Origin of the sequence: Stenotrophomonas sp. YIM B13575 (assembly GCF_042787595.1) — a bacterium.
GTDB classification, from domain to species: Bacteria; Pseudomonadota; Gammaproteobacteria; order Xanthomonadales; family Xanthomonadaceae; genus Stenotrophomonas; species Stenotrophomonas lactitubi_B.
On record NZ_JBHZOP010000150.1, the window covers coordinates 16,072 to 33,050 of the forward strand.

At 66.6% G+C, this 16,979-nt stretch carries 16 protein-coding genes; 9 read left to right on the forward strand and 7 right to left on the reverse strand.

Annotation, left to right across the window (positions count from 1 at the left end):
* Positions 1-6: 6 nt before the first annotated feature.
* Positions 7-981, forward strand: a complete 975-nt coding sequence (locus ACFX4F_RS19215; RefSeq protein WP_099821301.1) for an ABC transporter substrate-binding protein — start codon at positions 7-9, stop codon at positions 979-981.
* A 79-nt stretch (positions 982-1,060) separates the two neighbouring features.
* Here ACFX4F_RS19215 and ACFX4F_RS19220 read toward each other — a convergent pair whose 3' ends face one another.
* The 3 genes from ACFX4F_RS19220 to ACFX4F_RS19230 form a co-directional block, all read right to left on the reverse strand.
* On the reverse strand, positions 1,061-1,489 hold the full coding sequence (locus ACFX4F_RS19220; protein ID WP_380657875.1) for an Imm1 family immunity protein: 429 nt from the start codon (positions 1,487-1,489) through the stop codon (positions 1,061-1,063).
* Entirely contained in the window at positions 1,455-4,571 is a 3,117-nt protein-coding gene (locus ACFX4F_RS19225) for a discoidin domain-containing protein (RefSeq protein WP_380657877.1), read from the reverse strand. Before ACFX4F_RS19225 ends, ACFX4F_RS19220 begins: the two co-directional genes overlap by 35 nt.
* A 114-nt stretch (positions 4,572-4,685) precedes the next feature.
* Positions 4,686-5,582 (reverse strand): LysR family transcriptional regulator, encoded by an 897-nt coding sequence (locus ACFX4F_RS19230; protein WP_380657879.1) that lies wholly within the window; start codon positions 5,580-5,582, stop codon positions 4,686-4,688.
* A gap of 84 nt (positions 5,583-5,666) precedes the next feature.
* Between ACFX4F_RS19230 and ACFX4F_RS19235 the strand changes: the two genes are divergently transcribed.
* Both ACFX4F_RS19235 and ACFX4F_RS19240 read left to right on the forward strand, forming a co-directional pair.
* Positions 5,667-6,446, forward strand: coding sequence for an NAD(P)H-dependent oxidoreductase (locus ACFX4F_RS19235; protein ID WP_380657881.1), 780 nt, complete (start codon positions 5,667-5,669; stop codon positions 6,444-6,446).
* Positions 6,447-6,549: 103 nt separating this feature from the next.
* Positions 6,550-7,056, forward strand: a complete 507-nt coding sequence (locus ACFX4F_RS19240) for a helix-turn-helix transcriptional regulator (protein WP_380657883.1) — start codon at positions 6,550-6,552, stop codon at positions 7,054-7,056.
* Between the two features lie 21 nt (positions 7,057-7,077).
* On the opposite strand, the gene ACFX4F_RS19245 is transcribed toward ACFX4F_RS19240, so the two are convergent.
* Positions 7,078-8,154, reverse strand: a complete 1,077-nt coding sequence (locus ACFX4F_RS19245; protein WP_380657885.1) for an MBL fold metallo-hydrolase — start codon at positions 8,152-8,154, stop codon at positions 7,078-7,080.
* A 103-nt stretch (positions 8,155-8,257) separates the two neighbouring features.
* Between ACFX4F_RS19245 and ACFX4F_RS19250 the strand changes: the two genes are divergently transcribed.
* On the forward strand, positions 8,258-8,869 hold the full coding sequence (locus ACFX4F_RS19250) for a TetR/AcrR family transcriptional regulator (protein WP_099821306.1): 612 nt from the start codon (positions 8,258-8,260) through the stop codon (positions 8,867-8,869).
* A 16-nt stretch (positions 8,870-8,885) separates the two neighbouring features.
* On the opposite strand, the gene ACFX4F_RS19255 is transcribed toward ACFX4F_RS19250, so the two are convergent.
* The gene (locus ACFX4F_RS19255) at positions 8,886-9,518 is read right to left on the reverse strand and encodes a TetR family transcriptional regulator (RefSeq protein WP_380657888.1); all 633 of its coding nucleotides are present in this window, start codon (positions 9,516-9,518) and stop codon (positions 8,886-8,888) included.
* Positions 9,519-9,621: 103 nt separating this feature from the next.
* Between ACFX4F_RS19255 and ACFX4F_RS19260 the strand changes: the two genes are divergently transcribed.
* The gene (locus ACFX4F_RS19260; protein WP_380657891.1) at positions 9,622-10,281 is read left to right on the forward strand and encodes an O-methyltransferase; all 660 of its coding nucleotides are present in this window, start codon (positions 9,622-9,624) and stop codon (positions 10,279-10,281) included.
* A gap of 7 nt (positions 10,282-10,288) precedes the next feature.
* Here the strand turns inward: ACFX4F_RS19260 and ACFX4F_RS19265 are convergent, their stop codons facing one another.
* Together ACFX4F_RS19265 and ACFX4F_RS19270 are read right to left on the reverse strand one after the other, a co-directional pair.
* Positions 10,289-12,229 carry an EAL domain-containing protein gene (locus tag ACFX4F_RS19265; protein WP_380657894.1) on the reverse strand — a complete coding sequence of 647 codons (1,941 nt, stop codon included), beginning with the start codon at positions 12,227-12,229 and terminating at the stop codon, positions 10,289-10,291.
* A gap of 99 nt (positions 12,230-12,328) precedes the next feature.
* Positions 12,329-13,045 carry an SDR family NAD(P)-dependent oxidoreductase gene (locus ACFX4F_RS19270; protein WP_380657896.1) on the reverse strand — a complete coding sequence of 239 codons (717 nt, stop codon included), beginning with the start codon at positions 13,043-13,045 and terminating at the stop codon, positions 12,329-12,331.
* Positions 13,046-13,146: 101 nt separating this feature from the next.
* Here ACFX4F_RS19270 and ACFX4F_RS19275 point away from each other — a divergent pair, with 101 nt between their 5' ends.
* The 4 genes from ACFX4F_RS19275 to ACFX4F_RS19290 all read left to right on the forward strand — a co-directional run bounded on the left by ACFX4F_RS19275 (position 13,147) and on the right by ACFX4F_RS19290 (position 16,796).
* The gene (locus ACFX4F_RS19275) at positions 13,147-13,920 is read left to right on the forward strand and encodes an APH(3')-II family aminoglycoside O-phosphotransferase (RefSeq protein ID WP_380657904.1); all 774 of its coding nucleotides are present in this window, start codon (positions 13,147-13,149) and stop codon (positions 13,918-13,920) included.
* Positions 13,921-14,067: 147 nt separating this feature from the next.
* Complete coding sequence (locus ACFX4F_RS19280; protein ID WP_380657898.1) at positions 14,068-14,658, forward strand: TetR/AcrR family transcriptional regulator; 591 nt, start codon at positions 14,068-14,070, stop codon at positions 14,656-14,658.
* Positions 14,655-15,689: a DUF418 domain-containing protein gene (locus ACFX4F_RS19285; RefSeq protein WP_380657900.1), complete on the forward strand. Its 1,035-nt coding sequence runs from the start codon at positions 14,655-14,657 to the stop codon at positions 15,687-15,689. The genes ACFX4F_RS19280 and ACFX4F_RS19285 overlap by 4 nt, the downstream gene beginning before the upstream one ends.
* 99 nt (positions 15,690-15,788) lie before the next feature.
* A complete protein-coding gene (locus ACFX4F_RS19290; RefSeq protein WP_380657902.1) occupies positions 15,789-16,796 on the forward strand; it encodes a phosphotransferase in 1,008 nt (335 codons plus the stop codon).
* Positions 16,797-16,979 lie beyond the last annotated feature (183 nt).

Genomic DNA, 16,979 nt, shown 5'->3' on the forward strand with positions numbered 1-16,979 from the left:
AACCCCATGAGCCCAGCATCGCAGCGACGTCCCGCACGCAGCACCCTGTTGATTGTCGGTGTGCTGGTCATCGGCATCGCCGGCATCGTCTACTCGCGCGTACGCCAGGGCCCCGATGGCGTGCCCGTTGCGGCGACATCACTTGCAGCCAGCAACGCGGAGATACTGAAGGGCACGCCCGATCCGAAGGCACAAGCGCTGATTCCGGCCGGCTACCGTTTCGTCACACCGGGTGCGTTCACCATCGCTACCCATCCCGGCCAGCTGCCGTTGGCGGACTACGGTGCCGACAGCAAGGAAGTGGTGGGCGTGGAGCCCGATATCGCACGATTGATCGCAGACGGCCTCGGCCTGAAGCTGGTGGTGGTGCCGGTGGCCTGGGCCGACTGGCCGCTGGGGCTGGAATCGGGCAAGTACGATGCGGTGCTGTCGAACGTGACGGTCACTGAAGAGCGCAAGAAGAAGTTCGATTTCTCCAGCTACCGTTTCGACCTGCTGGGTATCTACACCCGCACCGACGGGCCGATCCAGAAGATCGCCACGCCCGCCGACGTGGCCGGGCTGAAAGTGGTCGTGGGCGCGAGCACCAACCAGGACCAGATCCTGCGCCAATGGGACAAGCAGAACATCGCCGCAGGCCTGAAACCGGTGGAGTACCAGTACTTCGATGACGCGGTGATCGGGCGGCTGGCAGTGATCACCGGTCGCGCGGATGTGTCGTTCGAGCCGAATGCCACCGGCGCCTATTCGGCACGTGATGGCAAGGTGCGCCGGGTCGGCCTGTTCCCGGGCGGCTGGCCGGATGCGGCGGCGATCTCGGTGACCACCCGCAAGGGTAGCGGCCTGGCCGACGCGGTGACCCAGGCACTGAACACCCAGATCAGCAGCGGCACCTACGCGAAGGTGCTGGCGCGCTGGAACGTGGCCGAAGAGGCGGTGCCGCAGTCGCAGACCAATCCGCCGGGGTTGCCGGGGTTTTGATGCAGGCGTGCCAACCAACGGTTGGCACCCACCGGAATGCCAGGCGGGGCACGCCGCCCAAGGTCGGCCTCTACCGGAGTCAGGACTGCCAATCGATGTGTTGCGGGCGGGCGCCTCGATTGCCGTGGAAGAAGCGGATCGCAGCGAAGCACGCCTCGATGTCGATGCACCATGCCAGCGGATAGCCATCCACCTGACCGTTGTCGAGCCGGAAATAGGCGTTGCCGGCGCGGTGTTCGTTTCCACAGGAATGGAAGCCGTCGTCGCCGGGCTCGCGCAGGTACATCAGCCACGCGTGCTCCGCATTGCGCAGCATGCACAGCGATGGGCCGTCGGGCACCGATGCCCACAGCTCGAGCTGGGGCATGGATGCGGCCAGCGCCAGTGCACTGGCCAGCTGTTGGTCAGTGGCGGCGGCAACCGGGCCGCCATTGAGTAGAAGTTCGATCACTTCGGTTCCTGCAGGGGCGTCATTACCAGCGTGCCTCAAGCATACGGAACGGGCCATCGAGCAACACCCCGTCCTTGTCGAAGTTCTGTACCGATCGCCCGTCGACACGCACGTCCTTTGGTACGGTGCGGCTCGGCCACCAGACACGTACCGGCGTGCCCTTGCGCAGTCCTTTGCCGAGCGAGACCTGCAGCGTTCCATCGCGTTGGTGCGCCTGCATCTGCAGGGTGCCGTAGGCAGTGGGCAGGCGGTCCACGGCCAGGCCTTCACCGGCCACCCAGGAAGGCGGCGTACCCGGCAGCAGCGACAGCGCATCGTCGTCCTCGCGCATCAGCATGCCGAACAGGGTGCGACCGTACTCGGCGCCGATCCAGGTGTGCGGCATGTCGCCCAGGTAGCGCGGGAAGCGCAGCCGCGAATGCACGACCTCGGCCAGCACCTGCCACTCCAGCGGCCTGCGATCGTGCAGCAGGCCCTGCAGCAGCTCATCGGCCGCTTCAGGCTGGCCGAGATGCACGTAGCTCAGCACGTTGCGGATTTCATACGGCGTGTAGGCATACAGCGCACCGGGCTGGTTGCGCTTGCGCACATCGTCCAGGTAACGGGCGAAGGTGGTGCGCAGGGCCTCGGCGGGCAGCACGCTCTGTGCGCCGGTCGGGTCCAGTGCGATCGACACACCGGTCGGGTCGCCATCGCCGAGGTCGGCCGATGACGGAATGAAGTCGATGCCCTTCCATGCCATCGTTGCGCGGATCGAGGCATGCAGGGCGTCATACAACGCCTTGTACTGTTCGCGTGCCCACTTCGCGGTTTCGTGGTCGCCCAGTGATTCGGCCAGCCACGCACCGTCATGCCAGCCCTTCAGGCCCCAGTAGTCGTCCCAGTAGCTGTGGGTGGGCGAGGGGTAGCCCTCGTGGCTGATGGACGGTGCAAGAATGCCGGCGAAGCGCTCCGGTGCGGGCTGGTCGGCCATGTAGCCCGGCACCAGCGTGCGTTCGCGCAGTTCCTGCAGAAAGCGCAGTGCGGCCTTCACCTTGGGCAGATAGGTACGCACGCTTTCCGGCCCGCCATCCAGCCGTGCAACGTCGGCCACCAGGGTGACGTACTGGCCTTGGCTGTCGTACTCGATGTCCGAGCCGAAGCCGGTATTGACGCTGCCATCGTCGTTGAGGATGGGCGACACCAGGCCATTGGCATGCACGCCATGTTCGCTGTACCAGGCCAGGTAGTCGCGCGCGACCTTGGCTTCGCCCATGCGCAGCAGCACGGCCGAGGTGGCCATGCCGTCGCGGATGAAGGAGCGGTTGTAGTTGCGTGGGCCGGGCTGCATCGCCGGGCCGGTCTGGTTGATCAGCATGTACGCGGCCTGCGCGCGCAGCATGTCCACCAGCGACGGGTCGGGCAGGCGCAGGCCGACCTGGCCCAGGCGTGCCTGCCAATCGGCGGAGGCGCGGCTGGCCAGCGTGTCGAAGGCCTTGTCGCCATCGCGCGGCAGCGAGGCGAGGTCGAGGGCCGCTGCCTGCGGCAGCACGCCATTGGCATCGGCGGTGGCGGTACCGAGCGGGAAGGCCACCACCACCGCATCGCTGGCACCGGGTGCCAGGCTGACGCGATAGCTCAACGCCGCCGCTGCCAGGCCTGCGGCATCGCTTGCCTGTTGTGCCGCAGGCAGTTGCCCGCTGGCGATGGCCGACGTGATCTCGGTGTCGCCTTCGTTGCCGAAGGGCGCGGCGCCGGCGGCATCCACCGCAGTGAGTGACTGCAGCAGGGTACGGCCATTGACGCGCACGGCGTTGCCTGCAACGGCCACTTCGCGGATCGGCGACAGCCCGCCGTTCTGCCACGGCGGGTTCATCTGCATCGGTCGCACCGCGAGGGTCAGCGTGCCTTCGATCGCCGTGCTGCCGGTGTTGCGCAGGCGATGGCGCACGAAGGTGACCGGTTGCCCGTCGCGCTCGATGGCGAACGCCTCGCTGCGCAGTTCCAGCCCCGGTTGCGGTGACCAGGTGGCTGATGGCATCGGTTTCCAGCCATCGCGAAGGGCGTGCTGCACGGGGTGTTCGGCGGCACCGGCCGCGCGGCCATCGGCATTGCGCCAGATCGGCTGCACCAGCGGTGCGCCCTTGTAGGCCTCGATGTTGCCGTATTCGTCGAAGATCGATTTCTGCCGGCCCGCGTGCACACCCACTGCGGTCCAGTAGGTCTGCTGCATGTGCAGCGACGCGGGGAACAAGGCGCGCTGCGCGCCGCTGGCGGCGATCTGGTAGCGCTTCATCGGCGTCATCACCGCCTTTGGGCCGAGCAGGCGGAGACGTTTGATCTGCGGTGTATCGCCGTCCACGGTCAGTCGCAGCGCCTGCAGGTCGAGTGGCGCGTCGGCCGCCAGCCAGCTCTGCTGCCGGGTCGCCGCCTGCGCATCGCGCGCCAGTTCGTGCCAGCGGCCTTGCGCATCCTGTGCCTGCAGGCGTGCAGCGCCATGCACGTTGGCCCAGTCCACCGCCAGCCCGGTGCTGGGCTGTGCACGGGGCAGGGTGATGTCGAGCGTATGCACGCCGGCTTTGCCCGCGGGGATGGCAACCGAGCCGCCACCCTGCCACAGCGCCGCGGACTGGGCGGCATCCAGCCCGGTCACGCGTGCAGTGAGCGCGACATCGAGCGGTTCCATTTCGAAGATGGAGACGCCCCAGTCGGAGGTGCGCTGCGGGCTGGCCAGGCGCAGATAGCGGGCCTGGCGCGGTGCGAAATACAGGGTCTCGATGCCGCCCAGCGAATCGCCCATGACATAGGCGGTCCGCCACTGCTTGCCATCGAGCGAGGTCTGCAGTGAATAGCCTTCGGGGTTGGAGACATCCCAGGTGAGACGGGCACCGGCCAGCATGGCCGGTTTGCCGAGATCGATCTGGAACCAGTGGCCGGGACTGAACGCTCCACCGGTCACCGTCTTCGGATCGTTGTCGATCAGGTGGCGGATCGCCATCGCCGGAACCTGCTGCGATGACGCGCTGGCCTGCCATTGCGCGCGCGGTGGCAGGTTCTGTGCGGTGGCGGTGGCGGCCAGTGAGAGGCCGAGCAGCAGGGCTGCGGCAAGGCGCCGGTTCGGCAGGCGGGGAGCGGTCCAGCGATCAGCGCACAACGTCATTGCGAAGGCCTCACATCAGCAGGGCCCGGGAACGGGCGGGCCTACGCTAGCAAGGGATGTAACCGGTTACATGACGCGTCGCAATATTTCCCGGACACGCTCCAGCCCGACGTTTCATGAATGCGCGCAGATCCGCTCGCGCAACCACCGATGTGCGGGATCGCGATGCATGCGCTCATGCCAGAGCATCACCATCTCGAACCCCGGCACATCGAGGGGTGCTTCGACGGCCTTCAAGGCCGGGTCCTGCGCGACCAGGCGCGAGGGCATCATCGCCACCAGATCCGTGCGCAGCAGCACGCTGCGCAGGAACAGGAAGTGCGGCACCGAAAGCACCACGTTGCGACGCGCGCCGATATGGGCCAAGGCGCTGTCGGTGCCGCCATGGAAGCCGCCGCCATCCGGTGACACGATCACATGGTCCAGCGCGCAGAACTGCTTCAGCGTCGGCCGTCGCTTCAGGCGTGGATGATCGCGGCGCCCGGCCAGTACGTAGCGCTCCTGGAACAACGGACGATGATGCAGGGACGGAGGTGCGTCGGAGGTGATGTGGAGCGCGAGATCGATCTCGCCGCGTTCGCTCTGCGCCACCATCTGCGCCGGTGCCAGGCTGACGACCGCAATGCGCGTGCCGGGTGCACGCTGGCGCAGGTCGGCCAACGCCGGCAGGACGATGGTGGTTTCGCCGAAGTCCGACGCCATGATCCGCCAGGTCTGAGTTGCCTGGGCGGGATCGAACGCCTGTACCGGCGCGACCGCGCGCTGCAGTGCAGCCAGTGCCTCGGCCAACGGTTCGCGCAGCCCATCGGCGCGTGCGGTGGCACGCATGCCGCGTGGGCCTGGCAGCAGCAGTGGATCATCGAACAGGTGGCGCAGGCGCGCCAGCTGCACGCTGACGGTGGGCTGGGCCAGATGCAGCCGCTCGGCGGCGCGGGTGACGTTCTGCTCTTCCAGCAAGGCCTGCAGGGTCACCAGCAGGTTAAGGTCGATGCGACGCAAGGTATTGTCCATGGCAATGCCGGGGATTGCAGGAATTCATTTCAACTATAGCGCGGCGGCGCCCAACATGGCCGGCATTACCTCCCTGGTACCACCATGAACGTCCTGCTTGTCTACGCCCATCCCGAACCGACCTCGCTCAACGGCACCCTGAAGACCTTCACGGTCGAGCGCCTGCAACGTGCCGGCCACACCGTGCAGGTGTCCGATCTGCACGCCATGCAATGGAAGGCGCAGATCGATGCCGACGATCACCCCGGGCGGGATGCTTCGGTGCCGTTCCACGCGTCACTGGATTCGCGAGAAGCCTTCAGGACCGGCCGCCAGAGCGCCGACATCGCCGCCGAGCAGGAAAAGCTGCGCTGGGCCGACGCGGTGATCCTGCAGTTCCCGCTCTGGTGGTTCTCGATGCCGGCCATCCTGAAGGGTTGGGTGGATCGCGTGTACGCCTATGGTTTTGCCTATGGCGTGGGCGAACATTCCGACCGGCATTGGGGCGACCGCTATGGCGAAGGCGCGATGTCCGGCAAGCGTGCGATGCTGGTGGTGACCACCGGCGGCTGGGAGTCGCATTACGGGCCGCGCGGTATCAATGGGCCGATCGACGATGTGCTGTTCCCGATCCAGCACGGCATCCTGTTCTATCCCGGCTTTGACGTGCTGCCGGCGCATGTGATCTACCGCAGCAGTCGTATCGATGAGGCGTCATTGCCTGCCGTGCTGGAGGGGTTGGGCGCGCGGCTGGATGGGCTGGCGAGCGATCCGGTGATTGCCTACCGGCGGCAGAACGCTGGGGATTATCTGATCCCGTCGCTGGAGCTGCGGCCGGAGTTGGCCGAGGGTGAGGCCGGGTTGCGAGTTCACCTCGAACCGTGAGTGGCGCATTCGCCTCTGGAAACGCGACGGAGATTCTGTAGGTTCGGCAGTCTGGCGGCGCTCGCGGTAGCCGCCCTTGCTGACTCAGGGAGACGCAGGTCCTTTGAACACGGAATTCAACTTCACCCTGAGATACCGCCTGCCCGATACCTCGGGTGATCCTGGCGTCCTCGAACGGCACCTGCTCGATGCTGGATGTGGAGATGCACTGCTGGGCGTAGGGAGCCCGGCAAGGCTGGCGCTGGAATTCTGTCGTGAGGCGAGCAGTGCCGCTGAGGCGATGCGCTCCGCGCTGGCAGACGTCCAGCGTGCCGTACCCGGTGCAGCGCTGATCGAAGTCAGTCCCGATCTGGTAGGGCTGACGGATGTCGCTGATCTGCTGGGCATGTCACGGCAGAACGTGCGCAAGTTGCTGCTTGCGCACCCGCAGACGTTTCCGGCACCGGTGCACGAGGGCAGCGCGTCGATCTGGCACCTGGCCGATATTCTTTCGTGGATGCAGGCGCGCGGCAGCCAGAAGGTCAGCAGCGAGCTGGCGGAGCTCGCTGCTGCGGCGCTTCAGATCAATGTGGCGAAGGAGCAGGAGCGGCTGATTAGCCATCCTGGCTGAGGGTCGCTGCGCGACAGGCCGTTACAGTTCCACCCGTTCCCACCAGCGCGTTCCCGCGGTCGGTGCCTGCATGTCCAATACCTCGCCCATCATCGGCGTGGCCACCGGCACGTTCTTTGCCGCAGCCAATGCGCTGATGCGTTCGAACGGCTGCTGCCACTCGTGCAGGGCCAGGTCGAAGGTGCCGTTGTGGATCGGCAGCAGCCACTTGCCGCGCAGGTCCAGGTGCGCCTGCAGGGTCTGTTCGGGCTGCATGTGCACGAACGCCCAGCGCTGATCGTAGGCGCCGGTTTCGATCATCGTCAGGTCGAACGGACCGTACTTCTCGCCGATGGCCTTGAAGCCATCGAAGTAGCCGGTGTCGCCGCTGAAGAAGATGCGGAAGTCGCCGTCCTGGATCACCCACGAGGCCCACAGGCTGCGATCGCTGTCACCCAGACCGCGGCCGGAAAAATGCTGGCCGGGCGTGGCGGTCAGGCGCAGACCCGCAGCTTCGGTGGACTGCCACCAGTCGAGCTGTTCAACCTTGGTCGCATCCACGCCCCAGGCAATCAGCTGGTCGCCCACACCCAGCGGCGCGATGAAGCGCGCGGTCTTGCCGGCCAGCTTCATCACGGCCGCGTGGTCGAGGTGGTCGTAGTGATTATGCGAGAGGATCACGCCGGCGATCGGCGGCAGTTCGTCGATGCTGATCGGCGGTGCATGGAAGCGCGCTGGGCCCATCCATTGCACCGGTGAGGCTCGTTCGGAGAACACCGGATCGGTCAGCCAGTACTGGCCGCGCAGCTTCAGCAGGATCGTCGAATGGCCGAGCCGGAACAGGCTGCGGTCAGGCGCTGCGTCCAGCGTGGCGCGGTCCAGCGCCTGCACCGGAATGGGGTGGTTGGGCACGGTGCCCTTGGGTTTGTTGAACAGGAAGGTCCACCAGATCTCCAGGCCGTCGCGCAGGCCCATCGCCGGCTTCGGCAGGGCGTTGCGGAACTTGCCTTCGCGGTACTGCGGCGAATCGGGGAAGTCGGGGAGGGACCAGGATTTGCAGAAGGTATAGGCGGTCACGGCGAGGATTCCGAGCAGGAGGACAAGGAGCAGGCGCTTCATGGGTGACGTCCGCAGGGTACACTGAACAGTGTAGTTTCCAGATTTCGGAAAGTACACTGCCGGGTGTAAAATAGGGGGATCCGTTCAGCTGTCTGGTCCCGCCATGTCCCGTGCCCCGCAACGCCTTACCGACCGCAAACGCGAGGCCATCGTCCGCGCGGCGGTGGAGGAGTTCCGTTCGGCCGGCTACGAGGCGACCAGCATGGATCGCATCGCGGCGGTGGCGGGTGTCTCCAAGCGCACCGTCTACAACCACTTCCCGAGCAAGGAAGAACTGTTCGCGCTGATCCTGGAAGAGCTGTGGCACAGCAGCGTGGCCAGCGTCGAGTTGCCTTACCGCGCAGACCAGCCGCTGGAGGTGCAGCTGCTGCAGCTGCTGCGGCAGAAACTGGACCTGCTGGGTGATGCCAACTTCATCGATCTGGCGCGGGTGGCGATGGCCGAGATCATCCATTCGCCCGAGCGTGCGCAGGCGATCGTCTGCCGCATGGGCGAGAAGGAGAGTGGCGTCAGCGCGTGGATCCGTGCGGCGATTGCCGATGGGCGGCTGCGCGAGGTCGATCCGGAATTTGCCGGCCATCAGCTGCAGGGGCTGGTGAAGAGCTTCGCGTTCTGGCCGCAGGTGACGATGGGCCAGGCGCCGCTGGCACCGGCCGAACGCACGCGCGTTGCGGAGTCGGCGGTGGCGATGTTCCTGGGCTTCTACGCGGTGTAAATCCGGGACTGCGCGATCAGTGCGCGCCCAGATGCCGGAGGTAGGCGCAGAACATGTCGGCCACCGCATCGGCATAGCTGCGTATCTGCGCTGCGGTGCGCGGTTCACTGGAAAATTCGCGGCCGGTGGCACCCAGCGTGGTGTCGATCAGATCAACCGCTAGCTGCCGGGTGGCCGCCGGGGCCTGCGGCAGCACCTCGGCGATGAACGCGAGCATCGCATCGTCGGTTTCGCTGCGCGCTTCCTGCGCTTCCGGCGCATCGCGGTACAGCGGCGCCGCATCGTTCAGTGCGCCGCGGGTCTGCGCTTCTTCGCATTCGGACTCGATGAACGCATGCACCAGCGTGCGCAGGCGCTGCAGGTGCGGTTGCCGCGCGTCCTGCAGGATGTCGCGCAGCATCGCGCCGGTCTGCTGCCACTCGTCGTGCTGCAGGCGGAACAGGATCGCTGCTTTGTTGGGGAAGTACTGGTACAGCGAGCCGACGCTGACGCCGGCGCGTTCGGCTACCCGCGCGGTGGTGAACCGGGGGGCACCCTCGTGCTTCAAAACCTGAGCAGCGGCTTCGAGGATGGCCGCGACCAGGTCGTTCGATCGTGACTGGCGAGGCTGTTTTCTCGAGGAAATCTGCGGGGGACGGCGTTCGGACATGGGGCTTTTCCAATGCGAATAGGCGGGACGGGGGATCGTCCGTATTCTTGATTGCGACGAATCATTCGCATTCTAACCCCGCCACCGAAAGGAACATCCGTCCATGTCCACCCTGATTTCCGCCCCGGTCGCGCCCCTGCTGGCGCGCCTGTTCACCGAAGCCGACAGCGCGCTCAGCCCGGGCCTGACCGCCGTTTCCGCCGAAGAGCGGCAGCGACTGCTCGGCAGCCGCACCGAATACCGGCGCCTGTACGGCGAGCTGCTGAAGGACCTGTGGCTGCCGGTATCGCCGCAAACCGGCAACCTGCTGTACCTGCTGGCGCGCAGCAGTGGCGCGCGCAGCATCGTCGAGTTCGGTACCTCGTTCGGCATCTCCAGCATCCATCTGGCCGCGGCGCTGCGTGACAACGGCGGTGGCCGGCTGATCACCACCGAGTTCGAGCCGGAGAAGGCGCGCCGCGCCGCCGCCCACCTGCGTGAAGCGGGCCTGGACGACCTGGTGGAGATCCGCGTGGGCGATGCGCTGGAGACGCTGGCGGTGGATCTGCCCGATACGATCGACCTGGTGCTGCTCGATGGTGCCAAGGTGCTGTACGACGATGTGCTGGACCTGCTGCAGGATCGTCTGCGCCCGGGCGCGCTGGTGGTGGCCGACAATGCCGACGACAGCCCGCGCTACCAGCAGCGCATGCGCTCGGGCAGCGCCGGCTATCTGTCGGTACCGTTCGCTGAGGATGTGGAACTGTCGATGCGCCTTGCCTGAAAGGCCCTCACGCCAGCTGCCGGAACTGTTCCGGCGGCAGGGCGTGTGCATACAGATAGCCCTGGCCGACATCCACTCCCAGCGCGCGCAGCAGGTGTTCCTGTGCCGTGGTTTCGGTGCCTTCGGCGACGACGACGGCGCCGCAGCGGTGCGCCACCTCCACGATGAAGCGGACGATGGACTGCGATTTGGCATCGGATAGCGTGGCGATCAGCGCCCGCTCGATCTTCACCTCGGCCACTGACAGCTGTGACAGCAGGATCAGCGTCGAATAGCCAGCGCCGAAGTCGTCCAGTGACAGGCTCATGCCAGCGGCCAATAGAACGACGATGTTGGCGTCGACGACGTCGCGCTCGACGATCTCGGTCCACTCAACGATTTCCAGCCGCAACATCGCGCCGGGTATGCGCTGCTGCTCCAGCAAGCTGCACAGGCGCGCGCCGAAGCCGGGTTGGCGCAGCGATTCGGCGGACACGTTCACCGCGATCGTCAGCGTGTGCCCGTCATCCCTGCAGCGGCCAAGGAAGGCGGTGGCCGCCTGCAGCGTGGCCCATTCCAGTTCGGCCAGGCGACCGCGGCGGCGCAGCAGCGAAACCACCCGCATCGGCGCAATCAGGTGACCGTCGCCATCGCGCATCCGCAACAGCGCTTCGGCGCCGACCAGGTGGCGGTCATGCAGGCGGAACTTCGGCTGGTAGTACAGCGGTGCGTCGGCGTGCTGCAGCCAGTGGTCCAGTGCGGTCTCGATCAGTGCATCCACTTCGCTGTCGCGCTGGATCGGATCGTCGAAGAACACCACGCCGGAGTCGATCGTGTTCAAGGCCAGGGTGACGGCGCGGAACGGGATGGAGCTGTCGTCCTGCGTGGGTGGCTGCAACTCGACCACTGCGCAGCGGAACACCGGGCGGAAGCCCGGCCAGTCATCGCCGATCACCGTGGACAACCGGTCGGCCAGCGCAGGCAGTTCGGTATCCGCGCGCAGATCGGCAAGGCTGGCGTCCAGCAGCAGGATCGCCAGCGCGCTGTCACCGAACTGATAGACCTCCATCGTGCCGGTCGGCCTTGCGTGCAGCAGGGTGCGATGCACGGCTTCGGCGTTGTGCCGGTTCCACACGCCACTGTCATTCAGCGGGCCATAGCGCAGCAGCAGGTCCTGCAGGTTGCCCATCTCGGTCACGATCAGGCACGCATTGCCATGGTCTTCGCTGCTGCGCCAGTGGCGTTGCAGGCGCTCGTCGAGGGCGCGCAGGTTGGGCAGGCCGCTGACCGGATCGATGTGCATCCATGCATGTTCGCGTTGGCGCTGGGCATCGATCTGCGCGTCGTTGTAGACCAGTGCGAATACCGCCGCCAGCACCAGCAGTGACACCGGCAGGGCAAGCAGCCGCTGGGTGGCCAGTTCCAGCAGGGGCAGCTGCGCGCTGCCGATGATCGCCACGCCCAGCGCCAGGCCAAGCAGGGTCACCGCGATGCGCACCCCCCAGGCCTGCAGGATCAGCCGTAGCGACAGGTGGGTGAGCATGCGCGGGTACATCCACCCACGCAGCCAGATGCCTGCAAGTACCTGCAGCGCCGATTCCAGGCTGACGGGCAGGAAGTACTGGGCGCCGGAGAACTGGTAGCGCGCCAGCAGGCTGGCCAGCAGGCAGGTCACGCCGCCGCGCCAGCCACCCAGCAGGCCGCTGATCAGCAGGATGTCGATGCCGAGGTTGAGCTTGACCACGCCTTGCGCGTAGCCGGCCACGAACCAGGAATTGAACAGATGGATCAGGCCGAGAATCACGCCGATGTAGACGCGGCGCCCTTCGATGGCTTCACCGCGGCGGCGGGTGGCGATCAGGAACACGCCGATCATGCCGATCACTGCGGTTGCCTGCAGCAGGTACAGCGGCAGGCTGGGCAGGGCGCTGTCCAGGATCCGGGTCGAAACCCGTGATAGCGCATCCATAGCCATAGCCGGTCCTGTGTGCGGCCAACTGCCAGTAGCCGCAGGGTAAACCACGGCCGCGTCTGCGGCCAAACCGGGGATGCCAGGGTGCGCTGGGTGCTAGTAACGCGGATCGGCGATCGCGGGCAGCACCAGCTCGCGGACGAAACTGGAGGGCGACAGCTGCAGCAGGGCGCGCACCATCGCCACCACGTCGTGCACCGGCACGTACTCGCCATTACCGCGTGCGGTCGCCTGCTGCAGTGGCACCGACAGTGCATCGTCGGTATTGAGGTAGCCCAGCTGCAGCGTCGTCACGGCCAGCCGCTGCTGGCGGTAGCCTTCGCGCAGGGCATCGGCGATGCCGTTGAGGGCGAACTTGGACGCGCCAAAGGCCACCTCAGGGCGGCCACTGCGCGGCAGCGCCGAGGTCGAGCCGGTCAACACCAGCTGCGGGCGGCGTCCGCCGAGCACGCGCGGCAGCAGCTGCTTGAGCAGCAGCAGGGTGGCGGTGATGTTGACGTCCACCAGCTGCGCCAGTGCGCTGTCACGTTCGTTGAGGAAATCGTAGTCGTCACTGAATGCGGTCTCCTCCCAGATGCCGAGATTGTGGATGAGCACATCGAGATCCGGCGGCGCCTGTGCTGCGATGCTGGCCGCCGCACGTGCCGGCTGGCTCAGGTCCGCCTCGATCCACTGCAGGTCGACGCCCTCGCTGCAGTCCAGCTGCGTGGGGCGTGTGCGCGACACGCCGATGACGGTATCGCCGGGCTGGCAGAGGCCCTCCACGAAGGCGCGGCCGAGGCCTTTGCTGGCGCCGATGACCATGAGTTTCATGCGATGTCCTTTGCTGTGAGGTGTCCGCTTCGGGGAGAATCCAGGATGTGACCGGGATCGGAGCGGTGGAGATGGAGGCAGGATCGAGCGATGGCGGTGTCATGCCCTTGCCGTCGCAGTGGCGCAGCTCGCTGCGCAATGCGGAGATCGAGATGCAGTGCATCGGCGTATCGCGCGCGGATGTGGCACGCGTGCGACGTCCGGGGCTGCTGGATGCGTTCCTGAAATCGGAAGTGATCGATGCCTTCAGCGAGCTGGAGGGCGAGATCCTGCGTCTGCGCTGGCTGCGGGCGCAGGGACAGCCGGTGCCAACGGTGCTGGATACGGCGGAGGAGGGCGGTCGCCGCTGGCTGCTGATGAGCGCGTTGCCCGGCCATGACCTGGCATCGTCGCCGACGCTGGAACCGGCCCAGGTGGTCGTGCTGCTGGCTGACGCGCTGCGCGCCCTGCATGCGCTGCCAGTCGCCGCGTGTCCGTTCGATCATCGCCTCGCATCGCGCTTGCCTGCGGTGGCCGCGCGCGTGGCGGCGGGGCAGATCGATGCGGATGATTTCGACGACGAACGCCTTGGCCAGAGCGCGGAGCAGGTCTATGCCGAACTGCTGGCAACCCGTCCGGCGGATGAGGATCTGGTGGTAGCGCACGGCGATGCGTGCCTGCCGAATCTGCTGGCGGTCGACGGCCGCTTCAGCGGCTTCATCGATTGTGGCCGGCTGGGCGTGGCTGATCGTTGCCAGGACCTGGCGTTGGCCGCGCGCAGCCTGGTCCACAACTACGGCGACACCCGTTGGGTCGCACCGCTGCTGGCCCGTTATGGCATGCGCGCCGATGAGGATCGACTGGCGTTCTACCGGCTGCTGGACGAATTTTTCTAGGGGCATGCCAGGTCTACAGGCGCTGCAGGGCGCGGCAGGATCGCTCCTCAACTGCGGTTGAGGTCAAGCGCGGCGGCCTGAACGGCGACTGGCCGGAGGCTTTGGCTGCTCTGTTAAATGGACGAACGTTCGTTCATTGTTTGCCGCATGAATCGAACCGACCGCAATGAGCAGCGTGCATCGCAGATCCTGCAGGCTGCCCTGCAGTGTTTTCTGGCCAAGGGCTTCCACCAGACCAGCATGCGCGACATCGCGCAGGCGGCGGGCGTCAGCCTGGGCAATCTCTACAACCACTTTCCCGGCAAGGAGGCGCTGATCCTGGCCACGGCCGAAGCCGAGCAGGATGAGCTGCAGCCCCTGTTGCAACTGTTGACGGACTGCAACGGCGAACGGGCGCAGGTGCAGGGATTCCTGAAGGATTTCCACGCCTTGTGCCGGCAGCCGGAATGGGCGCTGCTGAGTGTGGAAGTGCTGGCCGAGAGCGCGCGCAATCCGCCGGTGGCGGCGGCATTCGCGGGCAACCGCGCGCAGTTGCAGCGGGGGCTGGCCGAGGCCCTGCAGCAGGTCGCAAGGCGTGAGCGTCGACGCCCGGCACTGATGGCGGCGCTGCAGGCGCAGGTATTGCTGGATGCGATCGAAAGCGATGCGCTGCGGCAGGGGTTGGGCGAGGCGCGCGCTGCGGATGCCGACGTGCTTGATCCTGGCCTGCTGGCGGCGCTGCTCGGAGGCCGTTCGTGAGCAGTGACGATCGACGGTTGCATGGGCTGGACCTCGCGCGCTATCTCGCGCTGGCCGGCATGGTGCTGGTCAACTTCCGTCTGGCGATGGCCGTCGAGGCCGACGGTGGCGGGCTGCTTGCTGGATTTTTCCATCTGCTGGAAGGCAAGGCCTCGGCCACCTTCGTGACGCTGGCCGGGCTGGGGTTGGTGCTGGCCACGCAGCGGCAAGCGTGGTGGCAGGCGAGCATGCAGACCTGGCGACGGGCCGTGTTCCTGGCCGTACTCGGCCTGCTCAACCTGACCGTGTTTCCCGCCGACATCCTGCACTACTACGCGGTGTACTTCGCGGTGGCGGTGCTGTGGCTGCGCGCATCGCCCCGCGTTCTGCTGGGCAGCATGGCTGCCTTGGCGTTGGTCTCGTTCTGGGCCCTGCTGCGCTGGGACTACAGCCAGGGCTGGAACTGGCAGACGCTGGCTTACGAAGGTCTATGGCAATGGCCGGGTGCGATGCGCAACCTGCTGTTCAACGGTTTCCATCCCGTGCTGCCGTGGCTGTGCTTCTTCCTGCTGGGCATGCTGCTGGCGCGGCTGCCGCTGTCGCAGCCACGGGTGCAGCGCGCCCTGCTGTTGCTCGGTCTGTTGTTGATGGGCGCCGGCCAGGCGTTGCAGCAATGGGGCCACGGCACGGTGTGGCAGCTGTGGCTGGCGACGCAGCCGATGCCGCCCGGTCCGGCGTATCTGCTGACCGGCGCAGGTGCGGCGTGTGCATTGATCGCCGCGTGCCTGTGGTTGGTGCGGCTGCATCCCGGTGATTGGCTGGAGCCGTTCACCGCAGCCGGACGGATGACGCTGAGCCTGTACGTGGCGCACATCCTGATTGGCATGGGCGTGCTGGAATCGCTCGGTCTGCTGGATGGAAGCGCCAGCCTATCGTGGGTGTTGATGGCCGCGTTGCTGTTCGTGATGCTGGCTACCGCAGCAGCGTGGTTGTGGTCATGGCAGTTCGCGCGCGGTCCGTTGGAAGCGGTGATGCGACGCGTCGCTGGCTAGTTATTTCGTCGCAGGACACCGATGTTGTGACCCGTTAGTCTGTGCGGATGCAGGGTCATCTGCGATAGTAGGTGTCGTCACCAGAGCACGCCTGCCTCCATGTCATTCGCTTCGGCGCAGCAGATCGTTGAGGTCCTGCAGCAGTCCTACGACATCAACGCGACGGCGGTGGTGCCGCGTCCGGTGGGCGCCGACGCCAACGCGTGCGTGTTCCGCATCGACGCCCGTCATGACCACTGGTGGTTGAAGTGCCGCAACTTTCAGGTTGCGCCAGCGGTCTGGGACAGCCTGCACTGGCTGCGCGGCACATTGGGCATCGAAGAGATCGTGGCGCCCTGGCCGGCATTGGCCGGCGGTGCCTCGGTGCAGCGCTGGGGCCTGCAGTTCACGTTGTTCCCCTATATCGAAGGGCAGTCGGGCTTCGAGGCACCGCTGAGCCGTGCGCAATGGCGCCGGCTGGGCGAGGTGCTGCGGCGCCTGCATGAGGCCGAGATTCCGCCGGCACTGCGCCAGGCATTGCCGACGCTGCGGCTTGAAACCGCGGCGGTCGATACGGTGGGTGCGTGGTTGCAGGATCCTTCGACGCTGGCGCAGGCGCAGGATCGATCCGGCAATGCGTTCCTGGCGCTGTGGCAGCAGCAGCGGCCGCGCATCGCCGAACTTCACCAGCGTGCTGAAGCACTGCGTCGTGCGTTGCAGGACGAAGCACCCGCACTTTGTCTGTGCCACACCGATCTGCACGCCGGCAATCTGCTGATGGGGCAGGACGACGCGCTGCACCTGATCGACTGGGACGGCCTGGCGCTGGCCCCGCGCGAGCGCGACCTGATGTTTGTTGGCGCTGCGGTGGGTGGCCGCTGGGGGCGTGAGCATCCGCTGGGCTTCGCCGAGGGATATGGCGACGACCTCGGCGATCCGCGCTGGATCGCATGGTATCGGCACTGGCGCATGCTGCAGGACCTGATCGAATTCGAGCAGATGCTGCTGGGCCCCGGCGCGGCGCAGCGCTCGCTGCAGCAGCACCGGCAGTCACTGCATTACCTGGGCGAGCAGTTCGCGCCGGGCAATGTATTCGATGCGGCCGAGCGCGCGTATCGGGTGCTGTAGGGGTTACGGCCGGGCTGCGCCCGGCACCTGCAGAGGCCGAAGCCGAAGCAACAGCAACTGCCGAAGCAACAGCAACCGCGGGCATTCCGTGGGAGGGCGGGGTGGGTCCGGTTGCGGGGGACGCCGTAAATACGTCCCTGTAGGCTTGGCCGCGGCATCCATGCCGCGGACACCCCCGCAACC

What these genes read in the sequence shown, in the direction of transcription:
- ACFX4F_RS19215 (WP_099821301.1), top strand. Translation starts at nt 7, where the DNA reads ATGAGCCCAGCATCGCAGCGACGTCCCGCACGCAGCACCCTGTTGATT.
- ACFX4F_RS19220 (WP_380657875.1), bottom strand. Translation starts at nt 1,489, where the DNA reads ATGGCCCGTTCCGTATGCTTGAGGCACGCTGGTAATGACGCCCCTGCA.
- ACFX4F_RS19225 (WP_380657877.1), bottom strand. Translation starts at nt 4,571, where the DNA reads ATGACGTTGTGCGCTGATCGCTGGACCGCTCCCCGCCTGCCGAACCGG.
- ACFX4F_RS19230 (WP_380657879.1), bottom strand. Translation starts at nt 5,582, where the DNA reads ATGGACAATACCTTGCGTCGCATCGACCTTAACCTGCTGGTGACCCTG.
- ACFX4F_RS19235 (WP_380657881.1), top strand. Translation starts at nt 5,667, where the DNA reads ATGAACGTCCTGCTTGTCTACGCCCATCCCGAACCGACCTCGCTCAAC.
- ACFX4F_RS19245 (WP_380657885.1), bottom strand. Translation starts at nt 8,154, where the DNA reads ATGAAGCGCCTGCTCCTTGTCCTCCTGCTCGGAATCCTCGCCGTGACC.
- ACFX4F_RS19250 (WP_099821306.1), top strand. Translation starts at nt 8,258, where the DNA reads ATGTCCCGTGCCCCGCAACGCCTTACCGACCGCAAACGCGAGGCCATC.
- ACFX4F_RS19255 (WP_380657888.1), bottom strand. Translation starts at nt 9,518, where the DNA reads ATGTCCGAACGCCGTCCCCCGCAGATTTCCTCGAGAAAACAGCCTCGC.
- ACFX4F_RS19260 (WP_380657891.1), top strand. Translation starts at nt 9,622, where the DNA reads ATGTCCACCCTGATTTCCGCCCCGGTCGCGCCCCTGCTGGCGCGCCTG.
- ACFX4F_RS19265 (WP_380657894.1), bottom strand. Translation starts at nt 12,229, where the DNA reads ATGGATGCGCTATCACGGGTTTCGACCCGGATCCTGGACAGCGCCCTG.
- ACFX4F_RS19270 (WP_380657896.1), bottom strand. Translation starts at nt 13,045, where the DNA reads ATGAAACTCATGGTCATCGGCGCCAGCAAAGGCCTCGGCCGCGCCTTC.
- ACFX4F_RS19275 (WP_380657904.1), top strand. Translation starts at nt 13,147, where the DNA reads ATGCCCTTGCCGTCGCAGTGGCGCAGCTCGCTGCGCAATGCGGAGATC.
- ACFX4F_RS19280 (WP_380657898.1), top strand. Translation starts at nt 14,068, where the DNA reads ATGAATCGAACCGACCGCAATGAGCAGCGTGCATCGCAGATCCTGCAG.
- ACFX4F_RS19290 (WP_380657902.1), top strand. Translation starts at nt 15,789, where the DNA reads ATGTCATTCGCTTCGGCGCAGCAGATCGTTGAGGTCCTGCAGCAGTCC.